Source organism: Kitasatospora herbaricolor (genome assembly GCF_030813695.1).
GTDB lineage: Bacteria > Actinomycetota > Actinomycetes > Streptomycetales > Streptomycetaceae > Kitasatospora > Kitasatospora herbaricolor.
In genome coordinates, this window is sequence record NZ_JAUSVA010000001.1 from 20,465 (window position 1) to 35,000 (window position 14,536).

At 70.9% G+C, this 14,536-nt stretch carries 19 protein-coding genes; 10 read left to right on the forward strand and 9 right to left on the reverse strand.

The genetic code is table 11. The features are described from left to right. Positions 1–35 precede the first annotated feature (35 nt). Entirely contained in the window at positions 36–2,483 is a 2,448-nt protein-coding gene (tap, locus tag J2S46_RS00125) for a telomere-associated protein Tap (RefSeq protein WP_191294190.1), read from the reverse strand. Between the two features lie 315 nt (positions 2,484–2,798). On the opposite strand from tap, the gene J2S46_RS00130 reads away from it, so the two are divergent. Together J2S46_RS00130 and J2S46_RS00135 are read left to right on the forward strand one after the other, a co-directional pair. Continuing rightward, complete coding sequence (locus J2S46_RS00130; protein WP_191294191.1) at positions 2,799–2,999, forward strand: hypothetical protein; 201 nt, start codon at positions 2,799–2,801, stop codon at positions 2,997–2,999. A gap of 194 nt (positions 3,000–3,193) precedes the next feature. Beyond that, positions 3,194–3,844: a restriction endonuclease gene (locus J2S46_RS00135; RefSeq protein ID WP_229913351.1), complete on the forward strand. Its 651-nt coding sequence runs from the start codon at positions 3,194–3,196 to the stop codon at positions 3,842–3,844. Between the two features lie 84 nt (positions 3,845–3,928). Here J2S46_RS00135 and J2S46_RS00140 read toward each other — a convergent pair whose 3' ends face one another. The 8 genes from J2S46_RS00140 to J2S46_RS00175 all read right to left on the reverse strand — a co-directional run bounded on the left by J2S46_RS00140 (position 3,929) and on the right by J2S46_RS00175 (position 11,223). Next, positions 3,929–4,150 carry a hypothetical protein gene (locus tag J2S46_RS00140; protein WP_191294193.1) on the reverse strand — a complete coding sequence of 74 codons (222 nt, stop codon included), beginning with the start codon at positions 4,148–4,150 and terminating at the stop codon, positions 3,929–3,931. A gap of 244 nt (positions 4,151–4,394) precedes the next feature. Continuing rightward, the gene (locus J2S46_RS00145) at positions 4,395–4,931 is read right to left on the reverse strand and encodes a hypothetical protein (protein WP_191294194.1); all 537 of its coding nucleotides are present in this window, start codon (positions 4,929–4,931) and stop codon (positions 4,395–4,397) included. Next, complete coding sequence (locus J2S46_RS00150; RefSeq protein ID WP_191294195.1) at positions 4,928–5,602, reverse strand: hypothetical protein; 675 nt, start codon at positions 5,600–5,602, stop codon at positions 4,928–4,930. Before J2S46_RS00150 ends, J2S46_RS00145 begins: the two co-directional genes overlap by 4 nt. Beyond that, positions 5,602–7,053, reverse strand: coding sequence for a hypothetical protein (locus J2S46_RS00155; protein ID WP_191294196.1), 1,452 nt, complete (start codon positions 7,051–7,053; stop codon positions 5,602–5,604). The genes J2S46_RS00150 and J2S46_RS00155 overlap by 1 nt, the downstream gene beginning before the upstream one ends. A gap of 524 nt (positions 7,054–7,577) precedes the next feature. Beyond that, positions 7,578–8,489 (reverse strand): NAD(P)-dependent oxidoreductase, encoded by a 912-nt coding sequence (locus J2S46_RS00160; protein ID WP_191294197.1) that lies wholly within the window; start codon positions 8,487–8,489, stop codon positions 7,578–7,580. Further along, positions 8,486–9,691, reverse strand: a complete 1,206-nt coding sequence (locus J2S46_RS00165) for an HAD-IA family hydrolase (protein ID WP_191294198.1) — start codon at positions 9,689–9,691, stop codon at positions 8,486–8,488. Before J2S46_RS00165 ends, J2S46_RS00160 begins: the two co-directional genes overlap by 4 nt. Next, positions 9,688–10,725, reverse strand: coding sequence for an AAA family ATPase (locus tag J2S46_RS00170; RefSeq protein WP_229913352.1), 1,038 nt, complete (start codon positions 10,723–10,725; stop codon positions 9,688–9,690). The genes J2S46_RS00165 and J2S46_RS00170 overlap by 4 nt, the downstream gene beginning before the upstream one ends. 165 nt (positions 10,726–10,890) lie before the next feature. After that, entirely contained in the window at positions 10,891–11,223 is a 333-nt protein-coding gene (locus J2S46_RS00175; RefSeq protein WP_191294199.1) for a GntR family transcriptional regulator, read from the reverse strand. A gap of 186 nt (positions 11,224–11,409) precedes the next feature. On the opposite strand from J2S46_RS00175, the gene J2S46_RS00180 reads away from it, so the two are divergent. From J2S46_RS00180 to J2S46_RS00215, 8 genes are all read left to right on the forward strand, one after another. Next, positions 11,410–11,709, forward strand: coding sequence for a hypothetical protein (locus J2S46_RS00180; protein ID WP_191294200.1), 300 nt, complete (start codon positions 11,410–11,412; stop codon positions 11,707–11,709). A 2-nt stretch (positions 11,710–11,711) separates the two neighbouring features. Next, complete coding sequence (locus tag J2S46_RS00185) at positions 11,712–11,879, forward strand: hypothetical protein (protein ID WP_191294201.1); 168 nt, start codon at positions 11,712–11,714, stop codon at positions 11,877–11,879. Then, positions 11,876–12,019, forward strand: coding sequence for a hypothetical protein (locus J2S46_RS00190; protein ID WP_191294202.1), 144 nt, complete (start codon positions 11,876–11,878; stop codon positions 12,017–12,019). Before J2S46_RS00185 ends, J2S46_RS00190 begins: the two co-directional genes overlap by 4 nt. Next, a complete protein-coding gene (locus J2S46_RS00195; RefSeq protein WP_191294203.1) occupies positions 12,019–12,252 on the forward strand; it encodes a hypothetical protein in 234 nt (77 codons plus the stop codon). Before J2S46_RS00190 ends, J2S46_RS00195 begins: the two co-directional genes overlap by 1 nt. A gap of 272 nt (positions 12,253–12,524) precedes the next feature. After that, a complete protein-coding gene (locus J2S46_RS00200) occupies positions 12,525–13,040 on the forward strand; it encodes a hypothetical protein (RefSeq protein WP_191294204.1) in 516 nt (171 codons plus the stop codon). A gap of 185 nt (positions 13,041–13,225) precedes the next feature. Further along, positions 13,226–13,360 carry a hypothetical protein gene (locus tag J2S46_RS00205; RefSeq protein ID WP_268255740.1) on the forward strand — a complete coding sequence of 45 codons (135 nt, stop codon included), beginning with the start codon at positions 13,226–13,228 and terminating at the stop codon, positions 13,358–13,360. 30 nt (positions 13,361–13,390) lie between these two features. Then, the gene (locus J2S46_RS00210) at positions 13,391–13,960 is read left to right on the forward strand and encodes a hypothetical protein (protein ID WP_191294205.1); all 570 of its coding nucleotides are present in this window, start codon (positions 13,391–13,393) and stop codon (positions 13,958–13,960) included. Then, on the forward strand, positions 13,957–14,481 hold the full coding sequence (locus J2S46_RS00215) for a hypothetical protein (protein WP_191294206.1): 525 nt from the start codon (positions 13,957–13,959) through the stop codon (positions 14,479–14,481). The genes J2S46_RS00210 and J2S46_RS00215 overlap by 4 nt, the downstream gene beginning before the upstream one ends. The last annotated feature ends 55 nt before the right edge of the window (positions 14,482–14,536 follow it).

Consider the following 14,536-nt stretch of genomic DNA (forward strand, 5'->3'; position numbering starts at 1 on the left):
CGGGCCCACATGGTGCGGGCCCGGCTGGGGTGCGGCTACTCGTCGGCGGAGACGAATCCGCCGGCCTTGATGTGCCGGGCCGGGTTGGCCTGGTCGGCGAGCAGCTCGGCGATCTCGCTCATCGGCCGGGAGCCCTCGAACTTGACCATCCCCGGGCTGACACCCAGGCGCAGCGAGGTGGTGAGGGTGCCGTCCGGCTTGGTGAGGACGTCGAGGGCGCCGGGGCCGGGGGCGGCGAAGACGGCGCAGTCGGAGAGCACCGCGATGGCGTAGAGACCCGTGTCGCCGGCCATCTTGCGGAGCTTGCGGTGGAGGTTGACGGTGGCGGTGTCGATGACCAGGGCGCGCATCAGCGGGTCCCAGGTCGGCCGGTCCAGCGCTGCCCAGCGCTCGCCCGGCTTGTAGCCGTGACCGCGCGGGCGCTCGCGCATCTTGCCGATGGCGCCCTTGGCGCTCTGCTTGATCGCGGTCAGCACCGCCACCTCGGCCGGGTCGCCCTGCTTGACGGCGGCCATGGCGTCCAGGAACGCCACCGGGTCGGTGTCGGCGAGGGTCAGCGGCACACCGAGGGCGGCCATCGTGTCGACGTACGCCTGACGCAGCCGCTTGTGCCACGGGTCCAGGTACGGACCGGACTCGTGGCGCAGCCAGCCCTCGGTGGGCCGGACCTTGGCGCCGAGCTCCACCGCGTAGGCGACCTTGGCGGTGGTGTACCAGGCCGGCCCGGTCGGGCGGGAGCCGTCGGCGGTGAACGGTGAGGGGAGCAGCGGGTTGGTGTCGATGCTGGACAGGTCCACCAGCCAGCTGCCGGGCGTCTTCGGGTCGAACGCGGGGTTCAGCTCGTGCACGGGCCCCGAGAGCGGGAGCACCAGGCGGCCGGCGGCGGCCAAAAAGGCCATGTTCACGTCGAGGCCGACCGCGAACGGCGCGGCCTTCTCGGCGTCGGTGAGCTCGCGGTGCCAGTCCCACGCCTCGGTGACCAGCTCGCCGCCCTCCTCGCGGTCCTGGGCGAGCGGGTGGACGTCCGGGACCTCCGGCGGCGCCGGATCGAATCCGTCCTTCGGGCGGGAGCCCTCCACCGGGCCGGACGTCCAGCCGGACTCGGTGCGCACGGCGCGGGTCGGCGGGCGCAGCGCGGTGACCAGTTCCAGGCCGGAGACGGCGGTGGATCCGCGCGGGGTGAGGACCCGCTTCGCGTAGGTGCCGAGCAGGCGGGCCAGGTCGGCAGCGTCGAGGTCGTCGGGGATGGTCCAGCCGCCGGAGGTCAGCGCGCCCCAGGCCGGGATGCACAGCTGGACGCACTGGCGCTTGCCGTCCTCGGGGGTGCGGTAGATCCGCGCCCACGGGCCGAGGCCTCGCTGGGTGAGCAGCCAGCCGGCCCTCTCCACCTGCTTCACCGACTTGTGGGTCTTCGGCAGTTGGCCGAGGCGCTGGACGAACTCGGTCTTCTCGTCGCGGCCTATCCGGGGCAGGCCGATCTCGGCGAGCGCGGCGTCGGCGATGACGACCAGGGCGTCGCCGTCCTTGCCGTGTCGGTGCAGCCGCGGCGAGCCGAGCCTCTGCTCCAGCGCCCACTCCACCACCGCCGCCAGGGTGCGGCCGGCCGGGGCCGTCGGCGCCACCGTGCCGTCGGCGAGGTAGGCCACCAGGCCCTTGCCGTCAGGGGCGACGTCGAGGACCGCGAGCGGCCCGGACGGGAACCGCGCCGCCGCAGCCGCCTCCCAGTCCGACGGACCCTCAGCCGCCGCCGTGGCCGTCTTCGCCGGGGCCTTCCTGGCCCGGGACGAGGCGACGGGACGCGACGATCCGGTACGGCGCGCGGGCCCAGCGGTAGGAGCGCCGGCGGGCGCGGCCTGGCGGGAAGCAGCGACCGGCGCCACCACGGGGGCCGGGGCCTGCTCGGCGGTAGCCGGCTGCGCGGCCGCGGTGCACCAGCCGCCCATGTGCACCGGGCGGCCCTGCGAGCGGTACGGCGTTGGACGCCCGCACCGCACGCACGGCTGCGGCTGACCGGCGACCAGGTCCCCCGCCGCGTCGCGGTCCAGCTCCATCGCCTGGTCCGCCTGGTCGCCGCCGAACGCCGCCGGCACGGAAGCGGGCGCACTCGGCACCGTCTCGGCCGGGCCGGCCGCAGGCGTCGGCTCGGCCATCGGAGCCGGAGCTGGGGCCTGGACGGTGGCGGGTGCGAGGCCGGCGGCCTGGGCCCGGCGCAGCCACTCGGTCGGCTCGACCGTGCCGTGCCGCAGCGCCAGCGTCGCGAGGAACCGGATGTAGATCTCCCGCTTGGGCGGGCGCGGGTCGGTCGACCCGGCCTCCCACCGCACGATCGTCTCCCGCCGGGTCTTCAGCGCCTTCGCCAGGTCCTCCTGGGTGTACTCCGCGGCCTTGCGCAGCCGCTCCCGCTCGGCGGGCACCGGCAGGTCGTCAGCCGGCTTCGGCCGCTCCAGCAGCGCGTCGATCGCCGCGAACAGGTCGTCGCTCATGAACACCTCCCCTTTCACTAACTAGCCTAGCCCGAAAGTCACTTTCGGATGTAACTTTTCCTGTCACTTTCACTCGTTTGGGGATGCCAGTCGACGTCTGCATCCCAGGAGCCGCAATCTGACCTGGGGTTTTGTCGCCCACGGGGGATCGTTCGGTCGGCGGAACTCGCAAGCCATGACGCTCCGTCACGCCGGGAGTGGCCCTTGCGGGCCAGTGATCCTCCGCATCGGATCGAGTTTCGGCATCTCGCCCCCGCGGCCGCCGCTCTCTGGCATGCTCACCGAGAGTCATCAGGCTGCGACCAGGGGTGGGGCATGCAGTACACCGTCAGCGCGAGCGTCTTCCTTGCGATCATCATTTTCGTCCGCCTGAGACGGCGCACCCAGTCCCGCTCCCGCGTCGACGAGACGCTGACCGTCCTCAGCGCTGCCACGTTCGGCATCCTGATCGCAACCACCCCTCTGGGGCAGGCGGTCCTCCACCTCGTGGGAGTGGCGGCCGACGCCACTCGCTGACCTGAGTCGGGCGGCATCCCGGCAGGTGAGCACCCGGGGCCGGGACGACGACGAAGTGCTTCCGTGCGCTGCTGACGTGCCCCGTCACCGCGTGCTGTCATGGCGCCGCAGATGTGTCGATTCGGGTTGGTGGGGGTGGGGCACGGGTGGGTTCGCGAAGGCCGGCACGGCGCAGGGGCGGGCGAAGGCCGGCGGTGAGGGTGGAGAGCGGCTCGGTGGTCCTCGCGGCCGTCGCCTTGATCGTGGGGGTGAGCCTGCTGCTGGCGGTGCTGCGGTGGCTGGCCGCGCACTGGTGGGTGCCGCTGCTGGTGCTTCTCGCCGCGGCGGGCGTCGGCGCCGCCGTGTTCTGTGCGCGGGCGGCGCAGGAGCGGCTCGCCCAGGAGGGCCGGCGGGCGCTGCGGCTGGCGTTGACCGGTCCGGGCGGCATCGACCAGCTGGGCCACGACGCGTTCGAGTACGCGGTGCGGGACCTGCTGATCCGCGACGGCTGCCGGGCCCGGAAGGTCGGGCAGTCCAACGACCAGAGCGTGGACGTGCTGGCGGACGACCCGCTGGGCCGGCGCTGGGCCCTGCAGTGCAAGCACAAGCAGGACCCGGTCGGTGGCAAGGCCGTCGGCGTCGGCGTGCTGTACTCGCTGGCCGGCACCTACCAGCGCGTGCACCGCGCCCAGGTGCCGGTGGTGGTGACCAACGGCCGGTTCTCCCGGGACGCGGTGAAGTGGGGAGCCGAGCAGGGCGTGCTCCTGGTCGACCGCGAGCTGCTCGGCCGCTGGGCCTCCAGCGGCCGCCCGCTATGGGAGCTCATGCCCCGCGTCCCCGCGCCACGCAGCGGCCACCGCAGCTGATCCTCCGCTGAACGACGACGGGCCCGGCTCCGCTTGGAGAGCCGGGCCCTTCACCATGCGAGGGGCCCCGTCGCACGGTGAAGGTCAGCTCCCGGCGCCGATGTGCATCGTGACGCGCGGCGCCGGCGCGGGAGGTTGGTCCGCGCTCTTGTCACCGTTGTTGATCAACAGCAGCAGCAGGACCGCAAGGATCGTGCCGCCCAGCCCGCCGGCTGCCGCCGTCGCTCCCCCGATCAGACGGGTGTGCGCCCGCACCCTGGTGCCGTCCTGCTTGATATAGCCGGTGACCGGGATGATCCTGCCCATCGGTCCCTCCCCTGGGAAACTGCCGCCGCGCGACCACCGCACGAACCGCTGATTAGACCACGCACCACCGACAACACCCCTACATATCAAAGTCGTTGGGCGTTCTACGTGCAGTTCTGGACGGGCGTTCGAAACGGGCGACGGGGATGGCATTGCTCGCGACACGCAGGGCCAGCGTTCGACCGCTGGCGATCAGCCAGGGGCTCACCTTCGCTGGCGCTGGCCCGGCGGGTTGGCCTGCTACTCAATCGGTGTGAGGGCGGTCTCCCGTGGCTTTGGTCGGGCCGGGGTGCATGCCGGCTTTGAGGTCACTCATAGCCGCCCGGGCGACCTGGTGGACGGGGTCCTTCTCGCCGAACCCGTAGTCGATGGCGCTCTCCCGGTGGCCGGCTGGGGCGAACAGCCACCGCAGCCCGTATTTGGTCGTCCCCAGCCACACCTCGAACTGCTGGCCAGCGTAGGTGAAGCGAACAGACTCGGCACCGTCCACCGTGACGATCTGCCCGTCCAGCCGGTAGGCGAGCTCTTGCAGCGGCGTCCGCTCCTGATCCTGCACGGCTTCGGATCGCACGGCGAGGACCGAGAACAGCGGCCCCGTGATGACCGAGCCCTCCTCGGTGGTGAGCCGGAAACCCGGCTGTCCCGCGATATCGGCCGAACTGCCGTCGGTGGCGCCGGCGAAGGCGAACGGGCCCACGGTGAACGTACCCGCCTTGGCTTCATGCCATCCGTCGGCCAGCAGCACCGCCGCGACCTCGGTGGCGTTGACGTGCAGGCTCATGACTGATTCCCCTTCTCGGTGGCGCGGGCCGCCTTGTCGGCCTTCGCCTTCTGCTCCGCTAGGCGCTGCACCTCGCGGTCGTGCTCAAGGCGCCGGGCCCGCTCGATCGGCTCCGCCGCCGAGTGGTCCGGTTCGGCCTCCCGCATCGCGCCCGGGGCCGGCTCGTAGGGGCGCCTACCCCGGGCGAGGGGGATGCTGCGGGTGCTGCGCGGCGTTCCATGAGTTCGCCGGCGCTGCGCCCGCATGGCCGCCACGACGTCCGTGACGTACTCGGGCGACGAGCGTGGTCCGCCGGACGGCTCGGCCAGCGTGGTGTCGACGACGGTCCGTCGGATCCGGCACCGGTGGCAGCCGCCGGAGTCGTCCAGGAGCCAGCCGTCTTCGCACTGGGCCACCTCACACCCGGAGGGGGCGAGCAGGTCGTAGGCGAGGCGGTCGGCCCGCTCCGCGATCTCAGGGCCTGTCAGGTGCGAGTACCGCTGGAACCAACGACGCTCTGCCCGCAGCCGCAGGTCCTCCGGGCCCCGGTGCTTGAGCTGGTCGATCACCAGGGTGCGGACGGTGTGCGGGATGCCCCCGTGGCGGACGAGAGCGGCCAGCAGCGGGCCGGGAAGGCCCTCCGTGACCCAGACCGCCGGGTGCTGGCCGGGAGGGACGTATGCGGGCCCCATCAGCGCACCGCCGAGCCGAACAGCGCGGCGAAGGCCAACCGGGCGGCTTCCGCCTCCGCCGGGTCGATCTCTTCCAGGTCGAGGTCGCCCTCCGCCCGGCAGTCCCCGCACAAGCCGTCGGCCGGCCCGGAGCCGTACGAGTTGTAGCCGCATCCGTCGGTGACGCACCACCACTTCACCGGCCCTGCGCCCTGGCCGCCGGCCTGCGGCGGGATCGCACCGCCGCCCGAACGCTTGGAGCGGCGGAAGTTCTCCCGCCGCTCCGGGCAGACCCGGCAGGGCGCCTTCGTGTCGATGTCCGTGCCGTCTTCGCACCGTGGATGCGAGCACTCGGGCGCCTTGAGCAGTTCCACCGCGATCCCGACCCCGGAGCGCAACGGCTCGCCCGCCATCGCGCTGTGGCACTTCTCCTCCCACCGGTGCTGGATCCACCGCCTCGCGATCCGCTCCGCCAACTGCCCCGGCGTGCGCTCGCAAAGCTGCTCCCGGATCAGGTCACCGAGCGGCCTGACTGGCACCTTGACTGGCAGCGGGCGCTCAGCGAGCTGGCGAAGGTCGGCGGGCAGCGCATCGACGACGCTTCGGAACGCGGCAGCGGTGCTCCTGTCCATCCGGGCGGCGCTGGTCTTTCGGGGCGCGGCGGAGCCGCTTCGCTTCGCGCGCGCGCTACTACCTGTAGATGCCCTACGGGCGTCAGGGGCGCTAACGCGCCCAACGGGCGCAGCGTCATTCGTGTTGTTAGTTGTTGCTGTAGTTACACCCCCCGTTTCGGGGGTCACGTGCACCCCGATTTCGGGGGTCACGTCTCCCCCTGTTTCGGGGTACACACTCTGACCTGCGGTTTCATTGGAATTAACGTTTGTGTCGCCCTGGCCGTCGACCGCACCGCACTGTCCCCCCGTTTCGGGGGAGACATCCTGACCTGCGGTTTTATTGGATTTAACGGCACGGGCGGCCGCAGAGGTAGTCCGCTCGGCCTCCAGCACCGGGCCGAGCGTCGCGTAGAACTCCCCGAGGGTCAGCGGGCCAGCGGCGTAGCCGGGCGGAGGGTTGCGCCGCAGCCGGTACACGTTGCGCCTCTGCGGGCCGCTGCTGTCCGGCACCGAGACCACGATCACCGCGCCGATCGCCACCAGCTCCTTGAGGAACGGGTCAATCTTGTCGCCTCGCGAGTACTGCATCAGATACGCCAGCGCGTCCTTCGACGGCCAGACGTACCGGTCCCCGCGCTTGAGGTTCAGGTGCATCGCCATGAACCAGTACAGGGCCATCGCCCGCGGGCTGACGCCGGACAGCGCCACCCAGGAGCCGAGCTGGGCGAACGGCAGCTCGTCCTCAGCCTCGATCTCGAACGTCCCCTCCTCCTGCTCGGCCTCGCGGACCTGGTCCAGCAGTTTGGCCATCCACGCGGGGATAACAACCTCGGCGAGCTTCGGCTTCTCCAGACTCACGGGGCCACCGCCGAGCCGGTGACGACGGCGGGCGGCATGGGAGCAGAGTTGGGTGTCATGAGCTCAGTACTGACAGGGGCGACCTGTGAATAGAGATCACGATTCCGGGTCACATGGATAGATCCCGGAAAAACCGGCTCGGTGTGACACATACCGAGCCGGAGATTGCGGGAGGCCTGCCGGGAGCGGACGACATGATGGGTGCCCACGCCACTGGCAGGGGCTGCGATGGCCGAAGCGACACGGCCGAGCAGCTCGGAGAAGGGGGTTGAGCGGGCCGGGACGACACGGCCTCGCAGGTTGACGAGGTGGAACAACGGGGGCGCTGCCTCTCGAAGGGGCGCCGTCACCGGCTGGACCTCCGGGGTAGCCCGAGCAGGCGAGAGACGGGTGTCTCTCGCCGAAGCCGGGGTACCCCTGGTACCGTCGGGGACGACTGTGTAGACAGCTGAGCAGCCCCCAGACGCCAATCTTGGGCTGCTTTTGCTGTTTCTGGACTTTGGTGGCGCCCGCAGGCGACCAGATCAGCCTATTGGTCTCCTTGGGTCCTGGAGCCGTTCAGGTTCCGCGTGTCGGCTGGACAGCTCGGCCTCCGCGCGAAGCAGTTCGTCCAGCGCCTGCTCGGCCGACATCTTGGTGTCCTTGGAGTCGTTCCACCGGCTGAGCGTGGAGGCTGCCGAGCGGAGCAAGTCGTCCGGGAGGCCGGCGGCGGCCATCGTGTCCGCGGCTTCCTCCAGTTCAGGGCCCCATCGCCACCCTCGGGCAGCGGTCTTGCCGATGTAGTCCGTCTCGGTCAGGTACGAGCCGGCCCGCTGACCGGCGACATCGAGCAGCGCCTGGTCGACATCGTGCTCCCGTGCGAGGCCATAGGACAGCGCGGCCAGCACCCGGGATGCCTTCTGGAATGCCGTGTAGGCCACCTTCAGCGCGCTGGCCTGCCCGATCTCCTCGCCCAGCACGTGGGTCGATACTGCAGTGCCGGAGAAGATCCGCTCGACCAGCCCGACCTCGTCCACGGGCCCAGAAAGGTACAGCCGGGGCCGCTTCGCACCGACCGGCGGAGAACCGACCACCGCGCCGTCGACCACCGCACGAGCCGTTCCGCCGAGCAGCTGCGCGATCCGCGCCGCCCGCTGCGGGCTGATCGCATTCGCCTCCACATACAGACCGGTGAAGCCGAGCCCGGCTACCTCCCGCGCGACATCCTCCGCTGCGGCTGGCGGGCACAGGCTGAGCACCACGTCCGCCTGCGCCACCAAATCGGATAGCGCCGGCACCGCAGTCAGCCCGAACCGCTCCGCCCTGGCCGCGGTCGCCTCACTGCGCCCCTGCGGACACCACAAGACTTGGCCACTGTTCGCGAGGGCACATGCCGCGACGGCCGCGCCCATACTGCCGGGATGCAGCACACCGACCGTGACCTGTCGATCCGTCATCGGGCACCTCCACGGACGTGGTCCAAGGCGTCCAGGACGTTCAGCGCGATGTAGTCCGGCTCCGCACCTCCAGGCCACGGCCGGCCGTGGGAGACCCAGACGGTGCGCAGTCCGGCCGCGCGGCCGCCGACCACGTCCAGGGCGACGTTGTCCCCCACCATCCAACCGCCCCGCACGAGGCTGCGACCCACGCTCGCGGCAGCCGTTTCGAAGATTGCAGGGGCTGGCTTGCGGGTGCCGGCCTCCTCGGAGATGCACACCTCGTCGACCAGGCCGTCGATCCCGCTCGCCTTCAACTTGGCGCGCTGGATCTCGCCGCCGCCGTTGGTGACGACGACAACCTGCCACCCGTCGGCCCTGACCGCCTCCAACGCGTCCGGCACGCCGGGGAAGGGCCGGACCGTTGCCGGGAACTCCGCGTTGTAGCGGGCCCACAGTTGATCGGCGGACTCCGGCACCGGCAGCTCGGCGCACAGGCCCTCGAACGTTTGCAGATCCGCGCGGATCCGCATGGCGCCCAGGATCCGGCGCTCGACATCCGGGCCCAGCCCGTGGGCGGAGCAGTACCCCGAGATCCACGCCGTCACCGCAGCGAGGCGGTCGATCAGCGTGTCGTCGAAGTCCAGCATCAGCAGCCGCTGCTCGGGTGCGGCGAGTGCCTGGCGGATCCGCTCAGCGGCCTGTTCGGGCGACGCCACGTCTGTGCGGACGACGAGGTCGAACCGGAAGCCGGCATTGGCCACCAGGTCCGCCTGCGTGGCGTCCCAGGCGGCCAGACGCGCAACGGTGTCCGTGTCCCCCCGGCCCGCCGACCGCTCGGCCGTCGACTCCCTCGGGCACCAGAGCAGCACCGTCAGCCATTCGGCGGGGTAGCCGTCCAGCACCGCCCGCACCCCGTCGACCTGCCCCAGGTGCATCACCGGCACCCCGGCCTCGTACGCCGCGTCCAACCCCGGCCGATCCGTCACGTAGGTGCTGTCGTACCTGCTGTTCTCGTAAACCACGGCACCTGCCGTGGCGCGCAACTGCGCCAGCAGTTCCGGCGTCCCCATCCGATAGCCGGTCGACCGGCCCGGTCCCACCTTCACCCTGGAGAACAGTGCGAAGACAGCGTCCAGCGCGGTCAGGGCGGCCGTCACCGTGTCCTTCCCGGCGGCCGGCGGCCCATACAGGATCACCCCGCGTCGCGGCTGGCTGGTCATACGCGCACCTCCGCGAGAGCGAGCCGAGCCTGATCGGCTAGTGAGATGGCTGCTCCCATGCGATTGTCGACCACCAGGTGCGGCACCACTGGCCGCAGCTCCGTGTCGACGGTGGCGATGTAGTCGTTCCAGTTCGCCAACTTCCACGCGTCCCGGGCGGCCGATCGGAAGCCGATGTACTCGCGCATCGACTCTGCGTCGCAGCGCACCCAGATCGGCGACACGTCGACACCCTGGGCACGGCAGCGGTTGACGAGCCGAGTCATCCACGCCTCATCAGCCATCTCGGCGATGAACGGGGCGGTCAGCACAGTGGAGATACCGCAGGCCACATTGGCGTAGGCGGCCTGCATAAGGCAGTCGTACTCCAACGCCCGCACCTCATTTCGGTACAGGTCCGTGTGTCGGTCGTTGGGATCGCCGCCGAGCGAGACGAGTAGACGCTCTACTAGCGATCGGGTCAGCGGGTCCTTGTCCAACAGCGGCCAACCGGTCAGCTGAGTCAGGAACCTGGCGAACTCCGTCTTTCCGCTGCCGGCGAACCCGCCGACCAGGACAATCGAGGGCCGGTGTGGATCGCCGCCCGTGTGCCGCCGACGCCACGCGTCCATAATCCGCTGCTGCAACGACATGTTGTCGGCCTCGGCCGTACCCGGTGCGATCCGGTGCAGCGCCCGCTCGACAGCCAGTACGTGAGTGCCGTTGTTGGTTGCGGACATTGGCGTCAGCGCAAAGGCGGTGTTCTCACCCGGCAGCGGATTCCGGAATCCGAGTTGCGGGTCCGTTGCCCGGTAGAGCGCGCAGTACGCCCGTCGATAGTCCGGGCCAGGGTAGATCTCGCCCTGCTCGTGCTGCCAGATCGTCTGCGGGTGCGCAGCCGGAATGTTCTTCAGCCCGGCTTGCTCCGCCACCAGGCGAAGGCGCTCGCCGGCGTCTTCGAGTGTCAAGCCGTGCGCCTCCCGCTGCTCGCGCAGCTTTTCGGGTCGCCATCCCAGCCGCACCCTTGCCATGCTCCCCGCCTCCGCTGTCGTCATGCTCGCGAGCCTAGGGGCGCTGCCCCGAAACGCATGTGTACGTGGATGTTGAAAACGCACTGATAAACCCACGTACGGATCTCCCCATGGAGATGTGATGGTTCATCACGGCCGAGTCGGATTTGATCTGTGCATCAGAAACCGGCCCGAGGGAGTTCCCGTGGATCACGTCTTTTGGAAGACCGCCTGCTCGACCCGCTCAAGGCGGGCGGCCAGGACGCTGACCTGTTCCCGCAGCTCTTGGAGCTCGGATGTCGTCTCGGGCTCGTCCGGTGGTACCTGCCGTACGAAGCTTCCCTTCCCCTGGTGCGAGTAGATCAGCCCAGACGCTCGGAGTTCGGTGAGTGCCCTCTGTACGGTCCCGTGAGCCACGCCGTAGCGAGTAGCAAGTTCGCGGGTGCTGGGCAGCTTGTCGTCGGGGCGAAGGCGGCCTAGACGGATCTGATCGCGCACGTCCTCCACGATCCGTTGGTAGGGCTGGGCGAGTGGATCAGTCATGAGCCACATCGTAGGGCCACCTCCCTGTCATAGATAGCTTCACCGGCTTAGTTGACACAGTGGCGACTGTATCAGCTAAGCTGACTAAGCCAACACGGAAGTTTTCGTGAAACGGCGAGACCCCGGTGTGCCTGGACAGCATCCACCGGGGTCCCAACGGACCAGCTCGTCAAGGAGAGATCCGCAATGACCAGCATGACCGACCCGCGTAGGAGCGGGAACAACGACCCCACCCTCGCCAGCCACCGTAGTGCTCCCCTTCAGGAGCAGTACGAGGGCCGGGTGCTCTCACTCGTTATCCACGACCTGGCCGCGGTCGCCCCGGCCGCCGGCGAGAGCATCGTGATGGAGCTCGTCGCCGACGTGTGGCGGCAGGCCGAGGAGCACCTCGCCAAGGCCGGTCGCACCGGCTGGGCGCACATCTCCTGGTTCGTCCAGAACGCCATCGCCACCTTCACCCGCCGCGCCCAGATGGCGGGGTGCTGATCATGGCGCAGACGGACGAGCAGGCCCGGCAGATCGCCGAGCGGGCGCAGCAGTTCCACGCCGCGATCCACCAGGCCAGCACCCCGGACCAGATCCGCGAGGTCTGCCAGGCTGCGGCCGCCGACTACGCGGCCCGTAACGGCGAGCCGGCCCGGGAGGTGACCTGGTGAGCTCCCAGCACCTGGGCGACGCCCAGCTCCAGCGCCAGGTCGAGCAGTGGCGGGAGCAGCAGGCCGCCATCGAGCGGGCTCAGCAGCAGGCTGAGCAACTGCGCCAGCAGCAGCAGGAGCGGGCGGGGGGTCGGTCCTGATGGGTCTTCGCTCCTACTTCGGTCTCGGCTCCGGCAAGCCCGGCTTCGGCAGCTCCTCCCGCTCCGGTGACTCCGGTTCGGTGTCGGCGGGCGGTTGGTACAGCCCGCACGTCCCGCTTCCCCAGGTCCGTGAGGTCCACCCGGAGCCCGCCAAGTACAACCCGGACGGCACCCGCCAGCTCAGCCCGAAGCCCGACCCCGCGCACGTCAACCGCTCGTTCTGGAGGGACTGACCATGGCCATCACCGTTCAGCTCGCCAACCAGGCCGACGAGGCGCTGCGCCGGATGCGCGAGGACCAGGCCCGCCGCGACGCGGCGAAGGCCGGCGGCGGCAGCAAGTAGCCCTCTCCTCTCTCCCGTAGTTCGGCAGCATCCCGCCGCCTGTCTCCCTCGGAACCGTCCTGGCATGCCCATGTCGGGACGGCGCCGGGGGTGGTGGTGGGCCCCGCCAAGGGCCCACCACCACCCCCTTCCCCCGCTCCACCCGATCCAGGAGGTACCGCCATGTCCCGCACGCTCACCGGCCGCCGCCAGGCCGAGCACGTCGCCCAGATCACCGGCGCGACGTCGACCTGGGCCTGGGTCGCCGAGGCGTCCGGCCGCGAGCGGACCCGCCGCGCCACCGTCCGGCGCATCGCCAAGCTGACCGGCACCGAGCCGGTCCGCTGGGACGGCGAGATCAGCGACGCGCACTGGACGGCCGTCCTGTCGGCCGGCGCCGACGCGCTGCTCGCCCACGCCACCGCCGAGGAGGCCGCCTTCGGCCTGGACCTGGTCGCCGCCGCCGAGGCGATCAACGCCGAGGCCGCCGCCGCGACCGACACCGAGCTGGAGCGCACCACCGTGCTGCCTACCGGCCCCAGCCCGGTGCCCGGCCGGCACGTCGCCCAGGCCGCCGCCAACCCCGACCGCACCACGTGGGAGCAGGCCGAGGTCGAGACGTGGTCGCCCTGGCGCAACGGCCCGCGGTGGAGCGAGACCCGGCGGGCCCTCTCCGGCCCGCGTCCCGTCCGCGACTAGCCACCCGACGCACGACCAGCTCCACCTGTCGCCCGCACCCGGGCCCGCCCCGCTGCCCCGTGGCCGCCCTGGCCCTCCGGACACCGACCCACCGCCTTGGTGGCCGGTCCCCCGGAAGACCAGGGGAACTCCGGGACCCCGGTCCCCTTGTTCCGCTCTGCCTGCCTCGTCCGAAAGGCCGTGACATGCCGTACGACCAGCTGTTCTTCGCCTTCTTCGCCACCTGCACCGCCACGTCCTTCTGGCTGCTGCTGGCGATAGGCGCCGAGACCTACCTCATCCCGCCCTACCTCAACCGAATGGAGGCCGCAGATGTCTGACGCTCCGGTCCGCGGATCGGGGGTGACGTCGTGACCGTCACCCCCGAGGTCCCGCCCCGCCCCCTGTACGACCCCGCCGCCCCGGAGCAGTCCGGTGTGGTGGACGACTTCTGGTCCAAGCCGCGAAATGTAGGCCACAGCGAGCTCGCCGACGGCCTGGCGGAACTGGCGCAGGAGATGCGCCAGGGCCGCCTGGACGCCGCGATCCCGCGCAAGGCCGACGACGCGGACCACCTGATCGATTGGGTGCGCGTGCGGCGGGCCACCGCCCGTCTTAAGCGCGCGGTCCAGGCCTGGCCGAACACCGCCGCCGCCGGCCTCGCCCTGGCGGGGCCGGCCTGGCTGTGGCGGAGCGGCGTCGAGGACTGCTCGACGAGCTTCCGGCCGGCCGCCGACGTCGCGGACCCGGGCCTGTGCCTGGGGCTGATCGCGCTCGCCGGGGTGCTGGTTGTCGGCCGGGTGGTGCGGGGCGTGAGGTTCCTGCGTCCGCTCGTGCGGCTGGCCGCCTGGTCGGTCGTGATCGGCACCCTGTCCTACCAGCCGGCCCGTTCCTGGGCCGTCGCCCTGCTGTCCGCCATCACCACGGGGGTTTTCCAGTGAGCACGACCGGCATCGAGATCACCCACACCGTCACCCGGGCGGGCAGCGCGATCGGCTTCGCGGTGTTCATCGGCACCTGGGCGTTCCTGTTCTTCAAGCACAAGCGGAAGTTCACCGCGCTGAAGAAGAAGAAGTACCTGGTCCCCTACGCCTGGGGCCTGGGCGTGATGGTGCTGGCCTCCGCCTGCACGGGCGGCCTGCTCGGCCTGGTGTCCGGCTTCACCACCGGCACCGGCAACCAGAGCGGGGTACTGGCCAGCAAGGGCATGGTCGGCGGCGAAGGAACCGTCGCCGTCGCCCAGCAGGCGCACCTGACGTTCTCCGGCTCCTGGATCGCGCTGATCCTGTTCGGCCTGGCCGTCGCGTTCTGCTGGTTCGCCAAGAACATGGGCGAGCGCGTCCTGATGGTCTCCGGCGCGTTCTCCGGCGCCACCTGGGGCCTGTCCATCTCCCTCGGCGGCATCGCCGCCTACACGGGCGTGCCGCTGTCCAACTGGCTCGGCGCCCTGATCATCGGCTGAAGTCCCGGCCCGTGACGGTCGCCCCGGACCCGCCCGCCCTCTGCACCTCGGGGGC

What these genes read in the sequence shown, in the direction of transcription:
- J2S46_RS00205 (WP_268255740.1), top strand. Translation starts at nt 13,226, where the DNA reads ATGCCGTACGACCAGCTGTTCTTCGCCTTCTTCGCCACCTGCACCGCC.
- J2S46_RS00140 (WP_191294193.1), bottom strand. Translation starts at nt 4,150, where the DNA reads ATGGGCAGGATCATCCCGGTCACCGGCTATATCAAGCAGGACGGCACC.
- J2S46_RS00165 (WP_191294198.1), bottom strand. Translation starts at nt 9,691, where the DNA reads ATGACCAGCCAGCCGCGACGCGGGGTGATCCTGTATGGGCCGCCGGCC.
- tap (WP_191294190.1), bottom strand. Translation starts at nt 2,483, where the DNA reads ATGAGCGACGACCTGTTCGCGGCGATCGACGCGCTGCTGGAGCGGCCG.
- J2S46_RS00130 (WP_191294191.1), top strand. Translation starts at nt 2,799, where the DNA reads ATGCAGTACACCGTCAGCGCGAGCGTCTTCCTTGCGATCATCATTTTC.
- J2S46_RS00175 (WP_191294199.1), bottom strand. Translation starts at nt 11,223, where the DNA reads ATGACTGATCCACTCGCCCAGCCCTACCAACGGATCGTGGAGGACGTG.
- J2S46_RS00150 (WP_191294195.1), bottom strand. Translation starts at nt 5,602, where the DNA reads ATGGGGCCCGCATACGTCCCTCCCGGCCAGCACCCGGCGGTCTGGGTC.
- J2S46_RS00145 (WP_191294194.1), bottom strand. Translation starts at nt 4,931, where the DNA reads ATGAGCCTGCACGTCAACGCCACCGAGGTCGCGGCGGTGCTGCTGGCC.
- J2S46_RS00170 (WP_229913352.1), bottom strand. Translation starts at nt 10,725, where the DNA reads ATGACGACAGCGGAGGCGGGGAGCATGGCAAGGGTGCGGCTGGGATGG.
- J2S46_RS00200 (WP_191294204.1), top strand. Translation starts at nt 12,525, where the DNA reads ATGTCCCGCACGCTCACCGGCCGCCGCCAGGCCGAGCACGTCGCCCAG.
- J2S46_RS00185 (WP_191294201.1), top strand. Translation starts at nt 11,712, where the DNA reads ATGGCGCAGACGGACGAGCAGGCCCGGCAGATCGCCGAGCGGGCGCAG.
- J2S46_RS00195 (WP_191294203.1), top strand. Translation starts at nt 12,019, where the DNA reads ATGGGTCTTCGCTCCTACTTCGGTCTCGGCTCCGGCAAGCCCGGCTTC.
- J2S46_RS00160 (WP_191294197.1), bottom strand. Translation starts at nt 8,489, where the DNA reads ATGACGGATCGACAGGTCACGGTCGGTGTGCTGCATCCCGGCAGTATG.
- J2S46_RS00180 (WP_191294200.1), top strand. Translation starts at nt 11,410, where the DNA reads ATGACCAGCATGACCGACCCGCGTAGGAGCGGGAACAACGACCCCACC.